Genomic DNA, 21,291 nt, shown 5'->3' on the forward strand with positions numbered 1-21,291 from the left:
TAGATACTTCAAGGTGCGCGTGCAGACTACATCCCGAGTCGTCGGTTCGCAATCGTGATTCTGCCCGAATCCTGCGTGTGACGGTTCGCCCTGGTCAGCGCTTCGTGGTGCGGGATAGTGCGGGCGGGATGCTGCGCTGCATCTGTCGGCGGCGTGTGTCGGCATCCAAAGGTGCTGTGGCGCTGTATGTTTGCGGGGGCGGTGGCGTGTGCTCGCTGGGCGGTGGCCCGGGGACTCCGGCGGTGTCCCCGCTCGGTGGCATGGTCTGGGTGGTGCCATCGCCGTCGGCGGTGGCGGCGCCGACTTCGTCGCTGTGGTCGTGAATTTGCCGGTATTCCCGTGCTTTCGCGCGGTGGCTCGCGCGCACCATCGCGACATAGTTCTCCTTGGTCTCGAGCCCCGACTCCTTGACCGTGTACGCGGTGGGGTTCAGGTCCAGACTCCAACCTGGCATGCGGCCCTGTCGTGCCATTCTCTCCCTATGGGCTTCGCGGGCCGCGATCGCTTCGGGGGAATTGCGCATGGTTTCGATGGCCAGTCGGAGCTGTGTGAGTTCCACGCGCGCATTGACGAGTTCTTCTGCGCGTTCGAACGGCTTGTCGACCACGGATCGGGCATATTCCAGCTCCGAATTGTAGATACTGATTTTGGTTTGCAGGTCCCTGTACAGTTCGGGTAGCTTCTCGTAGGCATTGCTTATCCGCTGGGTCAGTCCGCGTGCCGTAGCCGACTCGGCGGCACGCATCTCTGCTGGCGAGGGTGTAGTCGTGGTGCCGGAATCGAGACTCGCGGGGTCTTTTTTCACGGCTGTGAACAAATCGGTGGAGCCGACGGCTCTCAATATTCCGAGCCCGCCTATATCAAATACCAGCATGTCGTTGGCAGTGTGCACGTGGATCGGATGGCCGTCGATTTCCGCGATCTTCATCGGGGTCTGCTTGCGTTGCATTCTGCGCAACCGCAGAAACGCTTCCCGGGCGGCCGAAAGGAATGCAAGGTTCGCTTCTCCTCGTTTCGTGAAATGTTTCCCTCCTACGACGAGAATTCCGGGATTTTCGGTCCAGGCGAGTGCTGCGGGCAGGTGTCGTTCGATTGTCTCCAAGTCTCGCTCTGCATTGCTGAGCGAGATCGGATTGTACTTGAGGGTGTCACTTGCACGGTATCGTGTTTCGGCTGCGGATTTTTCGAGAGCGGTGAGTGCGGTCACCAGTTGCTCCAGTTCGGCCATGCGTATGAATCGAGAGTCGCCGGTGGCTGCCGCTTTCGCAACAGCGGCTGCGTCGGCGAGGTCGTCCTCAAGGTCGTCGATCTCGTCGATGTCGGGCTGGCCGGTCTTGGTTTGGGCGATGAACCGGGCTTTCTCCTCGACGATGCCGTACATCATGGCGTCGGTCGTGCCCTCGGTTACGAACTGTTTGATGATGACGGTGGGATTCTGGTTTCCCTGCCGGAGGACTCTGCCTTCGCGTTGCTCGAGGTCGGCCGGTCGCCACGCGATGTCTATGTGGTATAGCGCGACGGCTCGTGTCTGCACATTCAGGCCGGTGCCCATGATTTCCGTGCTGCCGAGCAGGACCGCGGTGAGACCGTTGTTGCAGTCGTCCTGAAGCTGGATCCTTTCCGACGGTTTTTTCGCATCTTGGGCGAAGCGAATTTTTTCGAGTGGAATCCCGCCGGGGAAGTGGTCGTTACCCGTCACCAGGAGGTCCCGGAGGGTGTGGTAGAAGTTGTCCTCACCGCCGGCGCCACCGGGTGTGCCGCGGTCGCAGAATCCGATCAGTAGTCCACCGCGTATCGGGTGTTCGGCGCCGTCTTCTGCCTGGTACCGGTTGTTGCAGTTGGCCGCGTAGTCCTTGAGCATCTCGTCGGCGACGACTCGGGCCCGGCTCGACTCGGTGTCACCGATCAGGCCGGCGAGTTTCGGATCGAGGGCGGCGGCGCGGGCGTCGTTCATGGCCTTGAGGAGGTTGTCGCGGCGCGGCTCGGAGGCATCAAAGCCTTCGATTCGCCAGTCGATGTCGGTGATGAAGTCACGGACCTCCTGAGAGGCTGGAGTGGAGATGATGGTGCGCTGACCGCCGGCGATGGTCACTCCGACCGGGACCTGGTCGCGGGTGACGACGTCGGTGAACATCATCGTGATTGCGAGCATCCGGCCGAGGTTGGTGAATTTCGCGATCTTCTCTTTGGCTATCAGCTTGGTGCCGGTGGGATTGGTGGTGATGACCGATTTGGATGTCGTGAAAACCGACCCCCACGCGCCGATGTCGCCGACACCGGCCTCTTCTAGCAGGTCGGGGCGCATATAGTTCTGCATGACCCACTCCTCGGCCAGCGAGTTCGCTATCCGTGTCCCGGTGGCCAGGGTGGCGATGCGCATATTCTCGACGTCGGGGGAAAGGCCACGGGTGATTGCCCGCGCGAGGGCGCGTTCACGCAATAGTTCCAGCTTCAGGGAGAGGTCTTCGGCCTTGCCGGAACCTTCGGGCAGGCTGAGCTCACGCATTGCCGCTATTCGTGATTTGTTCTTGTAATGGTGGGCCTCGTCGACGATCAGATAGTCGCAGCCCGACTGCTCGAAGGTGAGGCCGAGGTCTTTGGTGTCTGCGGCGAGCATTTTCGCCAACCGTATCTCCATGGTCTTCTTGGCTCGCATGAGATCTTTGAGGCTGCGCTTGTCGCCGTCCACTTTTACATGAAACACTCTGTCTTCGAGGTCGGCGAGTGCGCGGCGAACGTATGTTTGACGGCGGATCGGGTGGACGGGAATCAGCTCGAAGGTCGATTGTGCGATGATGACGATTTCCCAATCGCTGGTGGCAGTTTGCGCGACGGCGCGACGGCGCTGTTCCGCCGTCAGATTCGACGGTATAGTAAGGATTTTGGCCGCCGGGAACCATCTCCTGGCTTCCAGGCCGATCCCTTCGGGAAGGTGGTTGGGTACGACGATCCACGGTTGAGAAACCATTCCGCGCCGACGCAGCTCCATTGCCCCTATCACATATGTTCCGGTTTTCCCTGCCCCCACGACATGATCCAGCAATCGCACCGGCTCCGAGAGAATTCCCATGACCGCGTCCAGCTGGTACGGGTACGGGATGCGCGCCAGCCCGGGAATGTGTAGGAATCGGCCGTCCCAGCGAGCCGGCACCGAGGAATTGAATCGGATGTTGAACTCACTGACCAGGCGGTTGCGGCGGTCGTCATCGGACCACAGCCACCGGACGAATTCCGCGCGCATCCGATCCGCTTGGGCCTGGGCGGCGGTCGTGGCGGTCAAGTCGATGCCCGTCCCGTCGGGCCCTGCGTACTGTACTATAATATCGGCGCTGTTGCAGGCATGTTCGAAGATCTCGACGGCGTTCATGCTCTTAACGCCCCAGGACATCGCCTTGGCGTTGTGCAGATTTGTTGCATCGAAGCGCCACCGGACTCCTTCCCGGCGGGCTTGGACATTGGTTGCGCCGAAGGTTTCGCGCACGAATTGTGCGTGGTCGTCGGTACTCACCCAGACCGAGCCGGCCCGCACGCGTATCTCTGCGGCCTCTTTCTGGGGTGGTAGCGCAGCCTGGAGAGCGGTGACGTTCGCTTCATAGAGTGGGTTCTCGACGGCCGCGGCGCGGGCGGCGTGCAGTTTTTCCCGCACATTTCCCGACAGATATTTGTTGGCGGGGATCAGATGATCGACGTCGTCGGGATCCGGGAAAACGTGGCCGACCAGTTGGGCGGCGGCGGTCGGGGGGTCCACTGCCAGCAGTTCGGCGATGTAGGGCACGTCGACCCCGCGGCCGCAGGCCAGGCTGATCGACAGGGCATCGCCGGGGTTGTCGGCGTGGGTCGGCAGGACCGGCTGGGGCGCGACATCCCGGGTGAAGATCTCCGACTTGCGCACAGCGCCGGTGGCGTCGGAATAGTGCTCCAGCGCGAGGACGACGGCCATCGTGGGGTCACGGCTGATGGCACCCTCGAGATGGGGGCGTTTCTTCACCCGCGCGCTGGTCTGCCAGGCCTGAGTGTCGAGTTCCTCGGCCACCTCGGGTGGAAGCGCGTCCAGGTAAGGTCCGCCTTCGCCGCCGTTGCCGGTGCGCCACTGTGCTTCCAGCCGCGCGTAGCGGGCGTCGTGATCGGCCTGCGAACGTTCCTGTCCACCTTGCCATTTGAAGCGCGAGATGGGTCCGTAGCGGCGCACGTAGTCGTCGTAGACCCTGTTGAGGTCGGCACGGGCCTGGGCCTGCGCCGTCTGGTTGTGGTCGTCGCTACGCTGGGCGATGATCACGTCGTAGGCATGATCACGCAGGTCCAGCAGCGCTCGCGTCTCCCCGGCCCGCGTCGCGAACACCTTGACCGGTTCCCAGCTGCCGAACTCCGTGACAGCCTCGAACCTGCCGCGATATCGCATCATGCCAATGGGGTTCGCGAACTTCGCCGCCGGCCGGTACGTCACGAGGCCTGCGGTGTTCAGCACTTCGCCGACGGTTTCGTCGGCGGTCGCCGTCAACCCGAGATCCTGCTCGCATGCCGTGTCGACAAGCTGGCCCAGTATCGAAACCACCTGGGTGGGAAGGGCATCGAGTTGGTGGTTGGTCACCGTGAGGGAGCCCTCACCGTACAGGCCGTGGCCGATTCCCATCTCGCCGAGCACGTACTGTCGGCGCAGCTGGAACCAACTGCTGATCCGGAGCTTCTGCACGATCTGCTGCGGCTGACCGTCGCCGGTGTCGGCCGTGCGGGGGAAGTCCACGAGTGCGGTGTCGAGGAACAGGCGATTGCGGTGGGCCACGGCAGCGGGGCGGTCGCAGAACGGGTCGAGGCCTGGTTCGCGCTTGCGGAGCACGATGATGTCGGCGATGGCTGCGGTTCCGGCCACACGGCCGAAGGTTTTGCCCGGCAGTCGCACCGCGGCGATGAAGTCGGCGGACTCCAGGATCTCCTCGCGCACGGCTGTGTTGGTGGCATCCATCGTCCACGGCGAGCTGATGACTGTTATGTAGCCGCCGGGTGCGACCAGGGCGGTGCTCTTGATGAGGAAGTGGTTGTGGATATTGTGGCCGGCCGGGTTGTGGAGCGGGTCTGGCAGAGAGAATTTGCCGAAAGGCAGGTTGCCGACAGCCGCGACGAACGAGTCCTGGGGCAGCGGGGTCGTCTCGAATCCTTCGAGCCGTACCTGAGCCTGGGGGTAGAGGTAGTGGGCGATGCGTGCTGTGGCCGGATCGACCTCTACCCCGACCATGCGGGCGTTGTCCGGTGCGAGGCCGATGAAGGTGCCCGATCCGGCGCCGGGTTCTAGTACGTGCCCACCCCGAAACCCCGCCCGCTGCAACACCGTCCACATGGCCGCTGCGATCGCGGGATCGGTGTAGTGGGCGCTGAGAACCGATCCCATCGCGATCTCGTAGGCTTCGGGATCCAGTAGTTCTTGCAGCCGCGCACGGTAGACGCTCCATGCCGGCTTTCGTTTGTCGAAGATCTCCTGGACCGCCCCCCAGCCCGACCACGCGGCCAGCACTTCGTGCTGTTCGCGCGGTGTCGCTGCCCGCTGTTCGGACTCCAGTTGCTTCAGAAGTTCCAGGGCTGCAAGGTTCGCGCTGGCTCGGGCGTGCTTGCTGTAGGGGACGGTGATCGTGCCGGGATGCCGCCACGCCTGACCGGCGACCGCGGGCGGCTGCCACCGGTCGTTGCCCGAGGAGGGCGATTCGGCTGCGGGGGTTTCTGCGGTGATCGGACCGGATTCGACGTCGGTAAGCTTTACGGGCCTCTGTGTCCGGTCCGTGACAGCATCGGACCGGTTGCGGGCATCGACTCCGGCACCGGGCAGCGGCAGGTTGCCGGTGTCGGCCGGTGAGACAGCGGGATCGGCCGTTGCCGGCGGTGTGTGATCGTCGGCGGTGGGTGGTGTCGGGTGGCCGAGCGACTCGCGGTCCAGGGTGTCGCGGTCAGCGGGAACGGGTAGCCGGTCGGTGAGCAGCTCACCGGCGACGCTGCCGTCGCTGTCGAACAGTGCGGGCATCTGATTGCGCGCCTGCTCCTGCTCGAACAGCTCGGTGACCTTCGCCAGCGGAAGGCCGGGCGTGAGGTGCCCGTCGGCAACGAATCCCGAACGCCACCGGTCGAAGTTGAATTTCTCGGTACCCGGGTCCAACAGCCAGGTGAGCAGGATCGTGCGCGGCGGTTCGCCCGGCGAGGTGAGGCGTAGTTCGTGGGCGGGAATCGCGGCATCGTGGCGGGTTGTGCTGTGCGCCGTCCAGCCGAGCGCGGTCGCCGTCGTGGATTTGTCGATCGCCGCCTGGGGAGCCGGGAATTGACGCTCGTCGACCACCGTGATCTCGGTGGAAGAGTCGGGCAACGACACTCCCGGCAGATCGGAGGCATCCCCGGAAAACAGTGAATTATCAAGGGGGGCAACGGTGTTCGTATAGTTAGCGTTGTCGAATTGCGGGCCGGGATCGTTGTGGTGGTGCCAGACAATGTCGGCGACGTGCTCGATGAGCGCCGGCCGGCCGTCACCGATGAAGTGCAACTGCTCGACGATCCGGCGCGCGTCGGGAGAATCGTCGCGATCGAGGTGCTCGAAGATGACATCGGCGACGATCTCGGGGATCCGAGTGGTGGCCGAGGTGAGGTACGTGTCGTGATCGTTGGCCGCGGCGATCATGGCGAGCCGCTCGTCGGCCAGCGCACGTTCGGTGATGCGCTCACGCAGCGGATTCGCGGCGACGGTCCCGGCCGGGTTGTGATGCCCGGGATCATCGGCTGGCTTTTCGGGTGGCGTGGTCGAATCCGTGTGCGGTGGTGGATGTTCGGCGTCCACGCTCGGAAGCGGCGGCGGGTCGCATGCCGCCGGGCGGACGGTTTCTTCGGCTGGTGCTGCCTGTTGGCGGCCGCGCTGGATCGCGAGGTCGATGCCGGCGCGGCCGGTAGCCATGTCGAGTTGGTCGGCGATGTGCGGCGCTGCCCAGTCGATCGGGAGTCCGGCTGCGTCGCATCCGGTCTCCAGCGCGGTGGCGAAGTCGAGGGCGGCGGGTTTGGCGTCGAATCCGGCCCCGAGGGTCATGATCGTGCCGGACCCGACGTGGAAGGCATGCCATGTCCGCTGGCCCTCGCGGGTCACCAGGAAGTGGCCGCCCGGCGACAGTTCTGCGGTCCGGGCGATCTGCATGCCCCGGCGGAACGACGAGGTGTCGATGCGTACCTTGGCTCGGTCGGCCTGATTGGCACCGCGCACCGCCACACCGTTGTGCGTGCGGGGTGGCGTCCGCCACCGTGGGTCGCGGGTACCGGACTCCAGGTGAGCACGCGCCGCGGCGACGGAGCCGAACCGCGGGGGCTGCGCGCCGGCTGTCGGCGCAGGATCGGTTTCGGGATCGGGATCGGCTGCGGGACCGTCGTTTCCAGTTCCAGCTGCGATGATGGTGGCGTCGGCCGGTGCGGTGGCCGGTATGTCGGCGCTCGGCGCTGCTGAGGAAGCGGGCAGGCCGAGATGTGCGCGCAGGGACGGCAGGAGTTGATCCGGTGAGCTGGCGGTGACGATGTCGGGGGTGAGCAGGCTGCCCTCGCGTACGCGCCAGAGCGTGTCGTTGATGCTGGGTTCGAGTACCGAGAAGGTGCGGTCACCGACTCGGAGCATCACCAGCAGGGCACCGTAGGGGTCGACGTCGATGTAGCGCAGGCTTTCGCCGTCTGCCGCGCCCATGGTCGCCGCGAGCGCCGTGGTACGGCCGATGCCGGGGTGGACGCTGTCCCAGGCGTGTTCAGCGCTGCGGTTGGCGGCGTCGCGGCGGATCACGGACAGGATCTGTGGTGCGTCACGGAATCTCAGGCGTGAGACGGTCCGGGTGTCGTCCCCGGACGGTGTCTTGATGTGCAGATCGCTGCCGGCAACAACGAGATAGGGCTGATGCCCGGCCGTCACGACGACTTCGATGTCGTCATCGTCGTCGTGGTGGCGCAGCGGGCTGATCGACTCGAGGCCTGGTTCCAGATCGGCCTCCACCGCGGCCCACCCGGTGGCGACGGCCCGGACGATCGCCGGTTTCCCGGCAGGATCGACCCAGGGATGGCGCTTGCGCCAGTACGAGACGCGCTGGTGCCAAAGCTGGTACCGAGTCAGTTCATCAGCGGCGAGGGGCGCCGCGGTCCAGGCCATCGGCACGGCAGGCAACCCGATCGTCTTCACAACCGGTTGTGTGGTGGTGTCGATGACCTCGACGGCAGGCTCGGGGGGGTCGCCGTGGTAATGCAGCCACACGCCACGCAGTTCGACCGCGGTCGCCGACCGCGACGGTGGTTGCTGGATGACCAGCAGGCCACCGCGACCTCCGGGGAGGTGGGGGACCGCGTCGCCGGGCCGGAGGTCTACGACACGCTTCTCGCTTTCCCACTCGTCGGGTACGACGGTGCCCAGCTGGTCCACCCACCGAAGCGTCCGTTGCAGCTCGGCAGCGTCGGCGATGGTGTGGTCCTCACCGTGGAGGGCGACGTGGAGGATGTCGCGCAGCACTCGCCCGGCGGTGGTGTCGAGTTCTCGTTGGGTCCGGTACCAGAGCGGTGGCCGGCGCACATAGGTGAAGGCGGTCAGCCCTCCGGTGTACCGGTTGCGGACGGTGACGGCGTGGCTGAGCGTGGCCACACGGTCCCCTGACAGTCCGGGCTGGAACCAGTGCTGGTGGATGGTTTTCCACGGGATCACGATCTCGCGCGGGCTGGGGGGATCGGTGTGGATACCGCTGTCCTGTAGGCGGAGTCCGCGTGGGGTCATCAGGACGCCGCGGCCACCGCGGGCATGGCCGTGGGGTTCTTTCGCAAGCTGCCGGAGCAGCTGTGGGTCGGTGCTGGTCAGCGCTTCGATCAGCCGGGAGACGGTGCGGTTGGGAAGACGCTGGATCAGCTCGGCCACTTCGTCACCGGTGAACGGTGCCGCGGCACGGTCGGCTGCCGCACTGGATCGCTGCGGGCCGCTGTCCGCGAGGCTGAACAATCCCGCGGCGGGGCCGACGGCGTCGTCGTCCGGTTCGGGAACACGGTGATCGGCCGGGTTCGTGGCAGGCCTGGTGACCGGGGGCAGAGGGAGCTTCGGCAGGTGGACCGTGGCGACCGGGTCGTGGTCGCGCGAATCGAGCAATGTGGTGTCGGGGGCGCACACGGCCTTGCCGTGCTCGCGGTACAGTCGCAGCCCCTGGAGGTGGACGCCGGAATCGAAGTGCTGCACCTGTTGCACGGCGAACACGCCGCCGGTGAGGTGGCCGACCACGTCCCCGGGTTGCAGCGCGTGTGCCGGTTTCGTCGCCACCCATGCGGCGGGTGCTGTCGCGGCGAGCCGGTCGAGCTGGCCCGCCATCCTGGCGAGGGCTGCGGGGGAGATGAGCGCGGCGTCGCGATGTTGTGCGGCCCGCAGGATGTCGTCGCGGACGTCCTCGGCGATGAGATTCATGTCGCCGACGGCCCGAGCCCAGTACGGCCGCTGGTCGATCAGTTCGAAGGCTTCCAGACCGGTCCTGTAGTGCTGGGACAGCTCGACCGCGCGCAGTAGCAGGGTGCGCCGTTGGTCGGTCAGTCCGGGCCGGATCCAATGGTTGTACAGCTGCGGCCACGCGATAGTGACTTCGCGCTGGATCGGGTGGCCGGCTGCGGCGATGTCGCGGGCTTCGATGCGCAGCCCGGACCGCGCGATTTCGACGGTCACGCCGTGCCGGGAGATCGCGTGCTCGGTGGAGGTGAACTGCGTCAGGGCGTCTCGGCTCGGGTTCACTATCGCTTCGATCAGGCGAGCGAAGGTGGCGGCGTTGAACCGCCGAAGTTGTTCGGCGACTTCGACGGCAGTGAACGGTGCCGCCAGAGCTGCGGTGCGGGGATCGGTCTGCGCTGGCGCGTCGGCGTCGTGGCGGGCCGGTGCAGAGGTCGCGGTGACTGGTTCGGGCGCCGGTGCCGGTGCCGGTGGTGGTGCGGTGCTGGTCGGATCGGGATGTTTCGCCGGGTGATCCGGGCTGGTCGGTGGTGTGCCGGTGGGTGCGGGAACGATCGGTTCGTCGGCGGTGAGATCGAACATCTCCAGCTGAGATGGGTCCTTGCGGCGCGGCGGCCGAGCCTTGGTACCTGGTCCTTTCCGCGTCGAGGGAGACGGCGGCCGCGCCGGTGGCGTGAGAGAGGGGCGCGAGGCGGGCCGGGGCGGGGCTGGTGTTCCCGGTGCCGGGGGTGCCGGGGCGATGGGGCTCGTGCCCGGTGATTCGCCTGGTGACGCTGTGGTGGGTGCCGGTGTGCCGGTGCCGGGGAAGATCTCGGTGCGCTGGCGGCCGTAGGCGCGGATTTCGGGCATGATGTCGGCGGGCTGGTCGACCGATGCCACGGAGCTGGTGATCTCCCAGGACGTCGAGCCGTCCGGGCGGGGGCGAACGGCAGCGGTGTGGATGTGGTAGCCGCGACCATCGGTGAAGTCCGTTTCTTCGACGATGAGGTGGCCGGCGGTGTCGGTGTCGATCAGGTGCCAGGTGGTGCTGGCACCGTGCCCGTGGTATCTCTCCTGCGGGTCCAGCGTGATCGTGACGCGCTGCCACCGGGAGTCGATGACCTGGAACGAGTGTGCCGGTAAGGAGAAGTCGTCGGCTGGTGTCAGTAGCCCGAATTGTTCGGCGATGTCGGTGAGCGTCAGAGGCTGCACGATCTGCGGGCCGTGGTCGCCGGGCCGTTCGAGCATCGACGCCTGGTCATCGAACCAGTAGGCACCGTGGGTGCGGCGCCAGCGCAGCATGAGCGCCGGGGAACCGGGTGCGGACTCGTTGCGCGCGATGATCTGCCGGTGGCCGGTGATCGTGTCGATGTCCTCGTCGAGTGTCCAGCCCGCGGAGCGCGCGTGGTCCAGGAGCAGCTCGTGCGATCTCGGCAGCTGTGGCACGGCAGCGGGGTGGGGTGGGCCTGTGCGGGAGGGTGCACTCGGGTGAGGTGTTGGTGCCGGGTTCTCGGTGCCGATTCCGAGGATCGCTGCGGTCAGGCGCGCGAGGTTCTCCTCGCCGAGGGATTCGTGATTGGCCAGCTGCGCGCGAATGCGGGGATCCAATGCCCGCCGGAACGCTTTGAGCTGGGCTGGGGTGACCAGCACCCCTGCTCCCGGCGGTACTGACCCGTCGGCAGCCGTGAGCCTCACGCCGCTGCGATCTTGGCGGTAGCGGAAGGCGCGCCACTGCGGGCGATGGTCGAAGACCTCCGCGCGCAGGGCGCCGTTGAGGTGCACGAACGCGACGTATCTGATGTACCAGTCGGAATCGGTGCCCAGCGACTTCGCCAGACTCCATGGGCTCTCGGCGCCGAACAGCAGCAGTCGCTGATCCTGGGTGAGGACCGAGGCGGCGGCCGGCGTCAACGCGGGCATCGCGGCGGAGTCTGGCCTGTGGATCAGTGCCGCAGTACCCGTTCGGCTGTCGGTCTCGGAGGTGCCGTCGAGCACGGTGAGGTACCGGCGGATCGCTGCCATGACATCGCCGGTCAGTAAGACTCCCAGCTGCTGCGCGCTGGCTGTGCTGCTGCCGGTGGGGTCGGCGGTGTCGTGGACTTCCCAGCCGTAGTCACCGTCGCGCGGCGGGCGCACGGTGAAGCGGCGGCCACCGGCCTCGATACCCAGCGTGGGGCGTCCGTCCGGGTGGCGGTCGAGCTCGCCGAGCGACCGAGCGTCGGCACCGAGATCGAACAGCGTCGCGGCGTCGGCAGCCGGAACCTCGTTGAGGTCGAATGCTTCACGGATCGCGGCGTCGCGCACTCTCTGATCGGCGTCGGCTGCCCGCTCGAGCAGCTGCACAGACACCGTGCGCAGGAACTGCTCGAGGGTCGCGCCGTTGATGGTCGGTGCGTTGGGTGGCCGAGGATCGAGGCGGTACTCGGTGTAGGTGCGCACTGCCGCATCCCAGTGTGGACGGTGGATGCGGACCCTACTGGGAACCGAGCGGCCATCGATCTGCTCGTGGGTCTTGTCCTTGCGTTCGGCAGCGCCGGGGGATGCCAGGTCGACGATGTCGTGGTCGCGCACCGCGTAGAGCAGCAACCGTTGATCCAGCGTGAGCAGCGCGGTCGTAGCCGCACCGGCCGGCTCGGGCATACCGGTTCCGGGCGTGGCGTCGCCGTGCTCGCGGGGTGCGGCATCGGCGGTGGTCTGGTTGCCGGGGGGTGCGTCATGCGGGGGGTTGGGGATGGTTAGCGTCGGATCGCCTGCGGCCCATCGCTGGAGCGCGTTGCGGGCCTTCGCCACATCGAGCGGGCCACGGGGGCGGATCCGGTCGGCGGTGGCGGCGACTGCGGTCCGCTGGTAGACCGCGTGATCCACGGCGGCGATCTGCCGCAGCGCGGTCTCGGGGTCGACACCGGCGCGGGTGCGGCCGGAAAGCACTGTGGTGACCAGCTTCTTGACGGCCGGGTCACGGCGGTGGCGGCCCAGGACGAATTGTTCGAGCCCGGCGGTGTCGGTGATCGGCGGCACGATCGGGACCGGTGGCGCCAGCGGCACCGGTGCTGCGGTGGCGGCGAGACACCAGGTGTTGTCGTCGGTGCGGAGGAACACCTCCTGCCGCCGGGAGGGGTCGGCGCGGGTGCCCGCGGTGGCCATCGCGGCGGTCGGTGTCGCGGTCAACTGCCACAGCCCAGGTCGGTGAGATGCTTCGACCCATCCGTGCCGGCCCGTTTCGGCCAGCACTTCCCGGAACTCCGCAGCGGTGCTGATCGTCAGCTCGATCTGCTCCCACGGGGTGACGCCGGGCACCGGGTGCGAGTCCTCGTCGAACACGATGGTCTCGTGCTGTAACCACAGCGGAGTGACCAGATTGTCATCGGCGGTCCACGGGATCGCGGCATGCCAGTCGCCGCGATGCCATTCCTCGACGACGGCGCCTTCGCCCGGCTGGTGGTCGCCGCGATGCCACCCCCACTGTGCGGGATCGATTGCCCGGTCGGCTCCCGGCACGGCGACCAGGCCGTAGTCGGCTGGATCGTAACGGTCGCCCTCGTCCTGGTCCGCGACCGGATCACCGGGGACCGGGTCGACGACCGTGTCGCCCGATGGCGCCGCGCCACCGCCGAGGCCCGGATCGACGGTGGTACCGGTGGCCGGCCGCTCCGTTTCGGCACGCTCGCCTACGTCTTCGACCGGCTCCCGCTCCACCTCGATGCCGGGCGCGGCTGCGGGTGTCGTGGCCGGACCCGGTTCGGTGTTTGTGAGGTCGAAGACGTAGGCGAGCGTGCCCGGATCCAGTGCGCGCCGGGCCCTGGTGATCGCGACGTAGGCCAGCCGCAGTTCTTCTGCCGGTGGCACGACCAGTTCACCGCTGTCGGGATCGGTGGCCGGGTTCTTGAAGTCCTCGCCGATGCGTACCGAATCCCATTCCAGGCCTTTGGCTTTGTGCGCGGTGCTGACGACCACGTCCGGTGTGGGTACTGCGGCGAGTTCGCGGGCCCGGTCGAGAGCGGCCTGCCGCTCCGCTGGTGTGCCGAAGGCGATCCATGCCTTCTCCGGTTTGCCCGCGTTGGGGCCTTTCTTGAGGATCCGTCCGCCTGGCAGTTGCTCGTGCAGGAATCCCGCGCGGGCGAGGATATGCCGTGAGCCGTAGGTCTGTCCCTCGGCGACGAGACCGTATGCGGCGTCGCGGAATCGGACGCCGGGCAGGGCTTCGGCACCGAGTTCGTGGATGCTCTGGACCAGTTGATCGAGATTGTCCAGGCCGGTGCGGTCGACGATGCGAGCCAGCATCGCGATTTTCGGATCGTCACCGCGGTCGGCCTGGTCGACGACTTCGTCCCAGGTCCGGTACGGTGCGAGGTCGTCATGGATTCGCGTCGGCAGCGACCGCAGTCCTTTGAGGTAGCGCGCGGTGTCGACCAGTGCGGTGAGATCGCCCTTGGTGCCCTTGGGCACCCCGACGACCCGGCCCGCGCCCAGCTCCCGCGCGATCTCGGTGATCGCGCCGCTGTTGGACCGCACCAGGATCGCGTCCGGCGCCGCCAGCGTGCCGGGTTCGACGATTTCCGACTCCGGGCCGCCGCCTTCGATGCGCATCTCGGTACCGAGTAGTTGCAGGAAGGCGTTGCCCATTGTGGCGATCGCGGGGCCGAACCGGTACGACGTCGTCAGCGGTAGCGTCTGGTCTGCATCCAGCTCGGCGAGGGCGTTGACAGCGCCGGTGAACGCGTAGATGGCCTGGTTCTCGTCGCCGACGATCACCTTCTGCACACCGTGCTGGTCGCTGACCACCTTCTGCAACACCGGTGCGGTGTCTTGTGCTTCGTCGAGAAAAACCACCGTCGCCGGGCGTTGCAGCCCGGCTCCGGGCCGGCTGAAATCCGGTCGAGACAGCGCCCACATCTTCCGGATGTGGTCATGGGTCAATCGCAATCGCCCGTCGTCGGCGACGAGGTCGACCCACACGGCACGGGCGGTCGACAGCAGTTTCTCTCGGCTGGCCGGAGGTAGTCCGGACAACCGCTCCGGCAGGTGCTGACGCCCGATGTCGTCATCGGCGCTGGTGGCGTAGACATCGACGGTGCGCGACGCCGCCAGGGCCTGTTCGGCGGGGGTCAGCGGGGCGTCGCGACCAGCGGCCAGGTTGCTGGTGAGACGGAGGTGGGCGGCGATGTCGGGAGGTTTGCGCAAGGCGGTCTTGTCGTTCAGCCGGGCCTGCCGGTGGCGACCGCCCCACACCACCGCCACGGAATGTCCTGTCCGCGATTCCACGTTCGCGGGCATGTCGCGGTCGGCCTCCAACTGCACTGTCTTGTTGAACGCGAGGTAGATGATGCGGGCATCCGGGTCGGCCTCGCCGATACGGCGCGCACAGCCTCGGAGGGTGCTCGTCTTCCCCGCTCCGGCGCCGGCCTGAATCTTCACGGTGCGGCCGGCCAGTACCGCGTCGTACACGGCCTGCTGCTGCGGCGACGGTGCAAACTTCTCGCCGTCGAGCTTCACTGGTGCCGTGGCACCGGCTACCGGTTCGGTGATGGTGTCGGGGTCGAGGCTGACGGAGACCGGCGGCCGATCGCGGGGTGCATGGTCGGGACCGGCATCGGTGGTGAGGAGGTGGCGCGCCTGGCGGATGGCGGTGTGGAGGAACTCGCTGACCACAGCCGGGTCGCCGTCGTCGGAGTGCGAGTGCCAGATGCCCCGGGGGTACTCGATCTCCCGGTTGGTCAGCACGATCCGCGGCTCGAGCATCCCAGGCGAAGCGCCGACAGTGATCGTGTGGTGGTTGATCACGTGCAGGTCGGCGGGGACATGTCCCCGGCTCCGGAGCTGCGTGAGTAGCGCAGGGGCGAGCAGCTTCCGCAGGTGCTCGACGGCGTCGAATCCGGCGTCGGCCAGTTCGGCCAGCGGTTGAGCCAATGCGGGGATGCCGCCGAGCTGGTCGTAGGCATCGGCGAACGCTGCTTTGGTCAGCGCGGCGTGCAGTGCGCGGTCCAGGATCGGGCGCCCGTCCGGTGCGTCGCGGACAAGGCCCGATCCGGCGACCGCGGCGAGGACTTCGCTGTCGCGCAGCAGCGGCTCGATGGCGGGCCGGATCGGTTGCAGGGCGGCGGTGATCCTGTGCCGCCGCACGTCTTCCGCATACGCGTCTGCCTCGTGGCGGGTGCGCAGAAACGCGCGGATGGCCGCCATCGCGGAACCGGGTTCGTGCCCGCTGCGCCCGGCGGGTGCGGGCACGGCGACGGTCGCACGGTCGGTCAGGTCGCGGGCGGTGATCGACGACAGGTGCTCACCGGTGGCGGTGAGCTGGAAGGAGTAGCCGCCTGCCTCGATCGTGAGCCCGAGCGAGGTGCTTGTCGGCGAGATGTCGGTGAGGTCGCCGATTCGCTCGATCGACGGGTTGATGTCGAATCCGAGGTCGCGCCATTCGTTGTCGTGTAGCCGTCGCGTCGCGGCCTCGGTCTCCGGTGACCAGGTCGCCCGGGACCACCGGTCCCACACCGCCGCCGCGAGCCTGCGGGCGAACTCCTCCTGGACGAAGGGTTCTCGCGCGGCGGAGGCCAGCACGTTGGTGTCGGTGTTACGAAACCGGGGGTCATTGGCCACCGACAGGTACAGCGGTCCGAGCTGGCGGTAGACGGCCATCGGCCCGAATGTCGACAGGAACAGGTCGAGATTGCCCAGGGCCGCCAGCCGGGCCAGCGGGTTGTTCTCATCGATCCGGTCCGCGTAGATACCGACCGCCTGGTTTAGCCAGTGTGGTGCGCTCGCAGCATCGTGGTGGGCGGCGGGTGCGCGCGGGGTGTCGGTGAGGGTGGCTCGGTGGGCACGGATCATCGGCATGATCTGCGTGGTTGTCGCCGCTGTCCCGATCCGCTCGCCGGTACGGTGCCACGACGGCGGGCCGGCCGGGTCGCGGTCGGCCGGACGCTCCACCGTGTAGCGCTCGTCGAGAACCTGACCGCGGCGGTGGACGAAATAGCAGACCTCGCCGACGTCGATGTGGAAGTCGTCGCTGTACCAGGTGCGGCCGCTGGCGACGAACCGTTCCCGAGGCCCCCGCAGGTCGATACCACCAGGCAAGCGGACATCCGTCACGATGTGCTCGAGGGCGTCCGCTGGCTGCACCGGCACGGAATCCGGTGCCGGTGGTGGCTCGTCGCCGGTGGCGGAACCAGTGAAGTCCAGCCCGAGCTGTGATTCGTCGACCGGGTCAGGCGGGCGCTCCCGAGGCCGACCGGGTGTTGGGGGACCGATGTATCCGACGTAGGTTTCGTGCGGCGCGATCAGCCCGAGCGCTCTCTCCAGCTTGGAGGGAGGCCGCCGTGCGGCCGGTGTGTCGTCGAGTTCCGGATCAGACGCGGGGATGACCGGCGTGGTGCCGGATGTGATGGTGTCGGCCGGTTCTTCGTCCTCGGAGTCGGCGGGATCCGGGTCGGTGCGTGGGGTGCGGGGTGTGTGCAGTGCGCGGGCTTTGGCCAGGGCGGCGGCGAAGGATGTCTCGCGGATCGAGTCGTGTCGGCCAGTGGCGTCGACCCATAGGAACACGCCGCGCCGCTGGCCTTTCTCGCGGGCTTGCAATCGCGAGTCGAGTTCGATGTGGTCGCCGTCGGGGTCGCCGACCAGCACCGTGCCGTCCCAGGTCGGATGCAGGTCCGCGCCGAGGGGATCGATGTCGTTGGCGGGCTGCCGGTACCGGTCGACAAGGTCGCGCAGGACGGACTCCAGCACTTGATCGCCGAGGAACCCCGCAGGGTCGATCCCGGTGGCGACGAGATCGTCGATGACCCTGGGAGCCTGCGTCCGTACGTGATCGATGACCTGACGAATCGCAGTGCCGTGCAGCGGGCTGCGGCTCGCGCCCGACAGAGAGGAGCGGCTGAAGCTGTTTCCGATCAGCTCGCTCGAGCGGGCGATGGCATGCATCATCTCGTGCTTGAGCAGCGCGGGGGCTGCCAGGGCCGCCAGCGCTTTCCGGGCCGCGGCGACGCGGGTGTGGACTTCGATCGTGGCAGGCGGGAGGAGATCGCGTCGTCCTGCGCGCAGGCACGCTTCGGCGACCGCGGCGCGGTGGTCCGCGCCCCATCCGTCGTGATAGCCGATCCGATCTTCGATCGTGACAACCCGCCATTCGCCGGCGGTCCTCGCCACCGCGATGTTGCTGTCGGCGATGCGCCAACCCCGGTAGTCCACCGTCCACGAGGGGTCCGGTCGCGTCCCGGCGTGCCGGGCGAACAAGGTGGCGGTGGCGGCCGTGATCCAGTACCGGAGGTAGTCGTCGGTGAGGTCGTCACGCAATTGTGGTGTGTACTCGGCGATGTCGGCGAGGTTGATGTCGATGAGTTCGTCGAGCAGATGCGAATGTGGCTCCGGCCGGTTGCTGGTGTCGCGCAACGACACCAGCGGGTCCGCGTCCATCGCTGCGATGGCCGCGTCTCGCCAGGACCGCAGGTCGGTGTCGCTGCGGAACGGGTGCGGGGGACGGGGATCGGTGTAGGCGTCCGGCGGTGGGGAGGTGGTCCCGGATTCGGTGTCGCGAATCGTGCGGATCAGATCGCGCAGCGTGGCGTAGGTGTCGGGGTGATAGTCGGGCTGGTTACCGATGATCTCGCTGTTGGTCAGCTGCGCCTGATACAGCGCCCGCAATGCGCCGTCGTAGGCGCCGGCGTCCCGCAACGAATGGGCCTGCGCGATCAGTTGATCGGCGCGGGCCCGGCGTGCCTGGGCGCGCTGTTCGATCTTGTCCCAGGCGGTGGTGGGGTATCGCGGATTCGCGGCCAGCAACTCGGCGGTGACGGCATGCACCTGCCGGACTCCGTAGCGGTGTGTCAGGTCGCGGAGGTACGCCGACACGACGCTGGAGGCGATCATATCGGCGTCGGAGACGCCTCCCCAGCAGTTGCGGGACCAGTCAGCAACAGTGCAGTGAATCAGCGAGCGGTCCAACTCGGACACCCCGAAGTACGGCACCAGCGCGGACAGATCGTCCTCTGCCGCCGGTGGTGTGGGCGTCGGGCCGAGCGCCTCCACCGCAAGGGCGTCGGCGCCGGACTGCTCGAAATCCGAGGCGTCGGGACAACGGTCGCCGCCTGCCCGGTCGGTGTCGTTGCCGAGTTCGGGTGCCGTGGTATCAGGATCGGTGATCGTCACCGTCGCGTCGGTGGGCACGGTCGGCTCACCGTCCGATACCGGCTGCGTCTCGGCGGGGACGGTGAAGTTCGTGTCGTCGGCACCGTCCGGTGACATCGGGGGACCGGCGAACAACTCGGCGATCGGTATCTGGTCGGCGACGGGAATCGCGCCGCTATCGGCCGGGACAGCCGGAAGCGTTGGAATCTGTTGTATTCCAGCACTATTCGAGGAGATGAGGTGGCGGCGGGCCCGTGTGATGGCGTCGGTGAGTGTCGCCGGGCTGGGACCGATGTCCGGTGAGGTCGTCCAGCGATCGCCGACGGAGGTGATCCGCACGTGAGCGCCATCGCGATCGCCGACGATGACCGATTCGGTGGTGGTGTCCTCGTACAGATCGGCACCGAGAGGAACCGGCTCGAACAACGAATCGTCACGGCCACCAGCGGCGATGTGTGTGCGGCGCAGATCGTCGACGATGGCACCGGCGACACCGTCACGCAGCCATTCGGCCGCGTCGAGACCCTCGCCTTCCGCTGCGGCCACGAGCACGGGTTCCGCGGTGCGAATGGTGTCCAGCACCGTCCGGACGGCTTCTTTGGTGAGTCTCGAATAGGAGACCCAGCCTTGCGAGCGCGAGGGACGTGCTGCTGCGTGGAGCAATTCGTGGCCGGCCAGCGCGCGCCGTGCCCGGTCGGCCAGCGCGGTGCGCAGCGCATGAACACGCGCATGGGCAGCGCCTTGTTCAGGTGTGATCCGGGCACGTTGCCCAGACAGGATCAGTGCCTGGGCGAAGGCAGCGCGGTGATCGACACCCCAGCAGTCCAGCGAGTTGTCCTCGCTGCGCACGAACCACCGGTCGTCGATCCGGGAGACGGCCACGTCGCGGGTACCCGGGTGCCAGATGCCTCGTCGCTCGTACCACACCGTGTCGCGATCGCTGCTGGTCAGCGACGGGAGTACCTCCCAGAACAGGTCGGCCTTCACCCGGGCCGCGACGTCGGGGTCGCCGAGATCCACGCCCAGGTCCGGGCGCTGGTGCGGCAGTTCGGACAGGATCATGGCGACGACGGTCCGTGTGTCCTCGGCGCGCTGCCGGTCCGGGCGCCACCCGAAGGCCACCGACATCAGCGGATCGGAGGCGAACTGGGCAGCGGCCCAGCGCCGGAACGATGCGAGGTCCTGCTCGGTGGCGAAGGGGCTTGTCCATCCCCGGCGGGCGTGACCGAGGGCGTGGTCGGCGATGTCGGCGGCCAGCCGTTCGAGGGCGAGATCGTGCGGGGTGGTGTAGCAGTAGACGTAGCGAGCGACCCGGATCGCGGCCGCAGCAGCCGGGTCGGCCGCGGCGGCGCGCTGCAACCCGAGATCGACGAGATCGGTGAACTCCGCTGTGACAGCAAGGTATTCCGGCGACATGCCCAGAGTGCGGGCGGCATCGACGATCCGGGGATCGCGTGCCAGGCCATCGCGGATCGTCGTCCAGACCGCACCGGTGACCTCATGGGCGGCGGCGTACCAGCCGTCACGATAGGACTTCTCGATCCATTCGACCGTCCGTCTATGCCGGTGCTGCCGGCGGAGTACGTCGGCGACTTCGGCGTGATCGCGGGGGTTCGGTCCCTGCTGGAGGTGACCGGCGTCGAACTGCGCGCGACCGATCGCCACCCACGGGTTGAGTGTCCCGTCGGCCACTGGGGGCGGCACAGGCGATGGTGGCCAGCGCGCGGCATCGGCGGTGAGTTCCTCGGTGCCGGAGGCGCGGACACCGAGGTGGTCACGGACATCGGCGAGGGTGGAGATGAGGTTGAATGCGGTGGTGTAGCCGGGAATTTGGCGTCGATCACGACGCGTTTCGCGTCGTGATCGACGTCGATCTGATGGTCGAGGCGGGTGTGCCGCGGCGGTGGCAACCGATGCTCGATGCGGTAGCCCACCTGCTGATAGCCGACCACGGCCTGATGAATCCATCCGTCGTTCACCGGTGCCGACTCGGGCTCGGTCGCCGAATACCGGCGTCCGGTCTCCGGGTCGGTAGCGACCAGTCCGGCGAAGGTGGTCCACGCGCTCGGATCGTGGCCACCAACCGCCTGCGCCTTGGCACGTGCTCGACGGGCTTCGGCCACCAGCGCTTCGAGAGCCAAGCCGGCCGCCGGGCGGCGTGACGGTGCGAGCGCCGGTGGATCCTCGTCGGCGGCATCCCGGTCATCGGCTTCATCGGTCTCGGTGGGGGGAGTGGCGTCGGTGTGTGGCCGAATCTTGTTGTTTCGGAGTCTGTTCGGGCTTCTGAAACCGGTGGGAGTGAGGCTGGTGCGGAGCCAGTGTGGGCCGAGGGCGTTGCCGGTGTGGGTGTGGCGCCTACCGGTGTCGACATGTTCGATGACCACTCGGGCGGTCGTGGTGTCGCGGTCGCCTGGGATTGTTGAAGTCTTCAGCACGCGTACGATTTCCGGCTCGCCGCCGGCCTCGGGACTGCGGACGAGGATGTCGCCGACCTTGAGGGTGGTCGCGTCGGTGACGGCGGGACCACGAGCCGTGATCGCCTGCTGCTCGACCGGAGTCAGGCACCGCCATGTCAACGGCATTGCACCCCAGTAATATTCGCGTCGATCTTGGGATGCGAGGTCTTCGACGACCAACGGCGCTACCAGCGCCGTGGCGTCGGTCGGGGCTTCGAGCACCCGCACGAGCACGGGCCTGCGGGAGGCGGCATCGGTGAGCAGCAGAAGCTCACCGGA

2 protein-coding genes are annotated in these 21,291 nt (G+C 67.5%); one reads left to right on the top strand and one right to left on the bottom strand.

Translation table 11 applies throughout. The features are described from left to right. Window positions 1–94 precede the first annotated feature (94 nt). Entirely contained in the window at window positions 95–20,221 is a 20,127-nt protein-coding gene (locus LBW94_RS35725) for a UvrD-helicase domain-containing protein (RefSeq protein ID WP_266272963.1), read from the bottom strand. Between the two features lie 194 nt (window positions 20,222–20,415). Between LBW94_RS35725 and LBW94_RS35730 the strand changes: the two genes are divergently transcribed. Beyond that, window positions 20,416–20,718, top strand: coding sequence for a hypothetical protein (locus tag LBW94_RS35730; protein WP_266272965.1), 303 nt, complete (start codon window positions 20,416–20,418; stop codon window positions 20,716–20,718). Window positions 20,719–21,291: the final 573 nt, after the last annotated feature.

It is taken from the genome of Nocardia sp. alder85J, from assembly GCF_020176955.2.
GTDB lineage: Bacteria > Actinomycetota > Actinomycetes > Mycobacteriales > Mycobacteriaceae > Nocardia.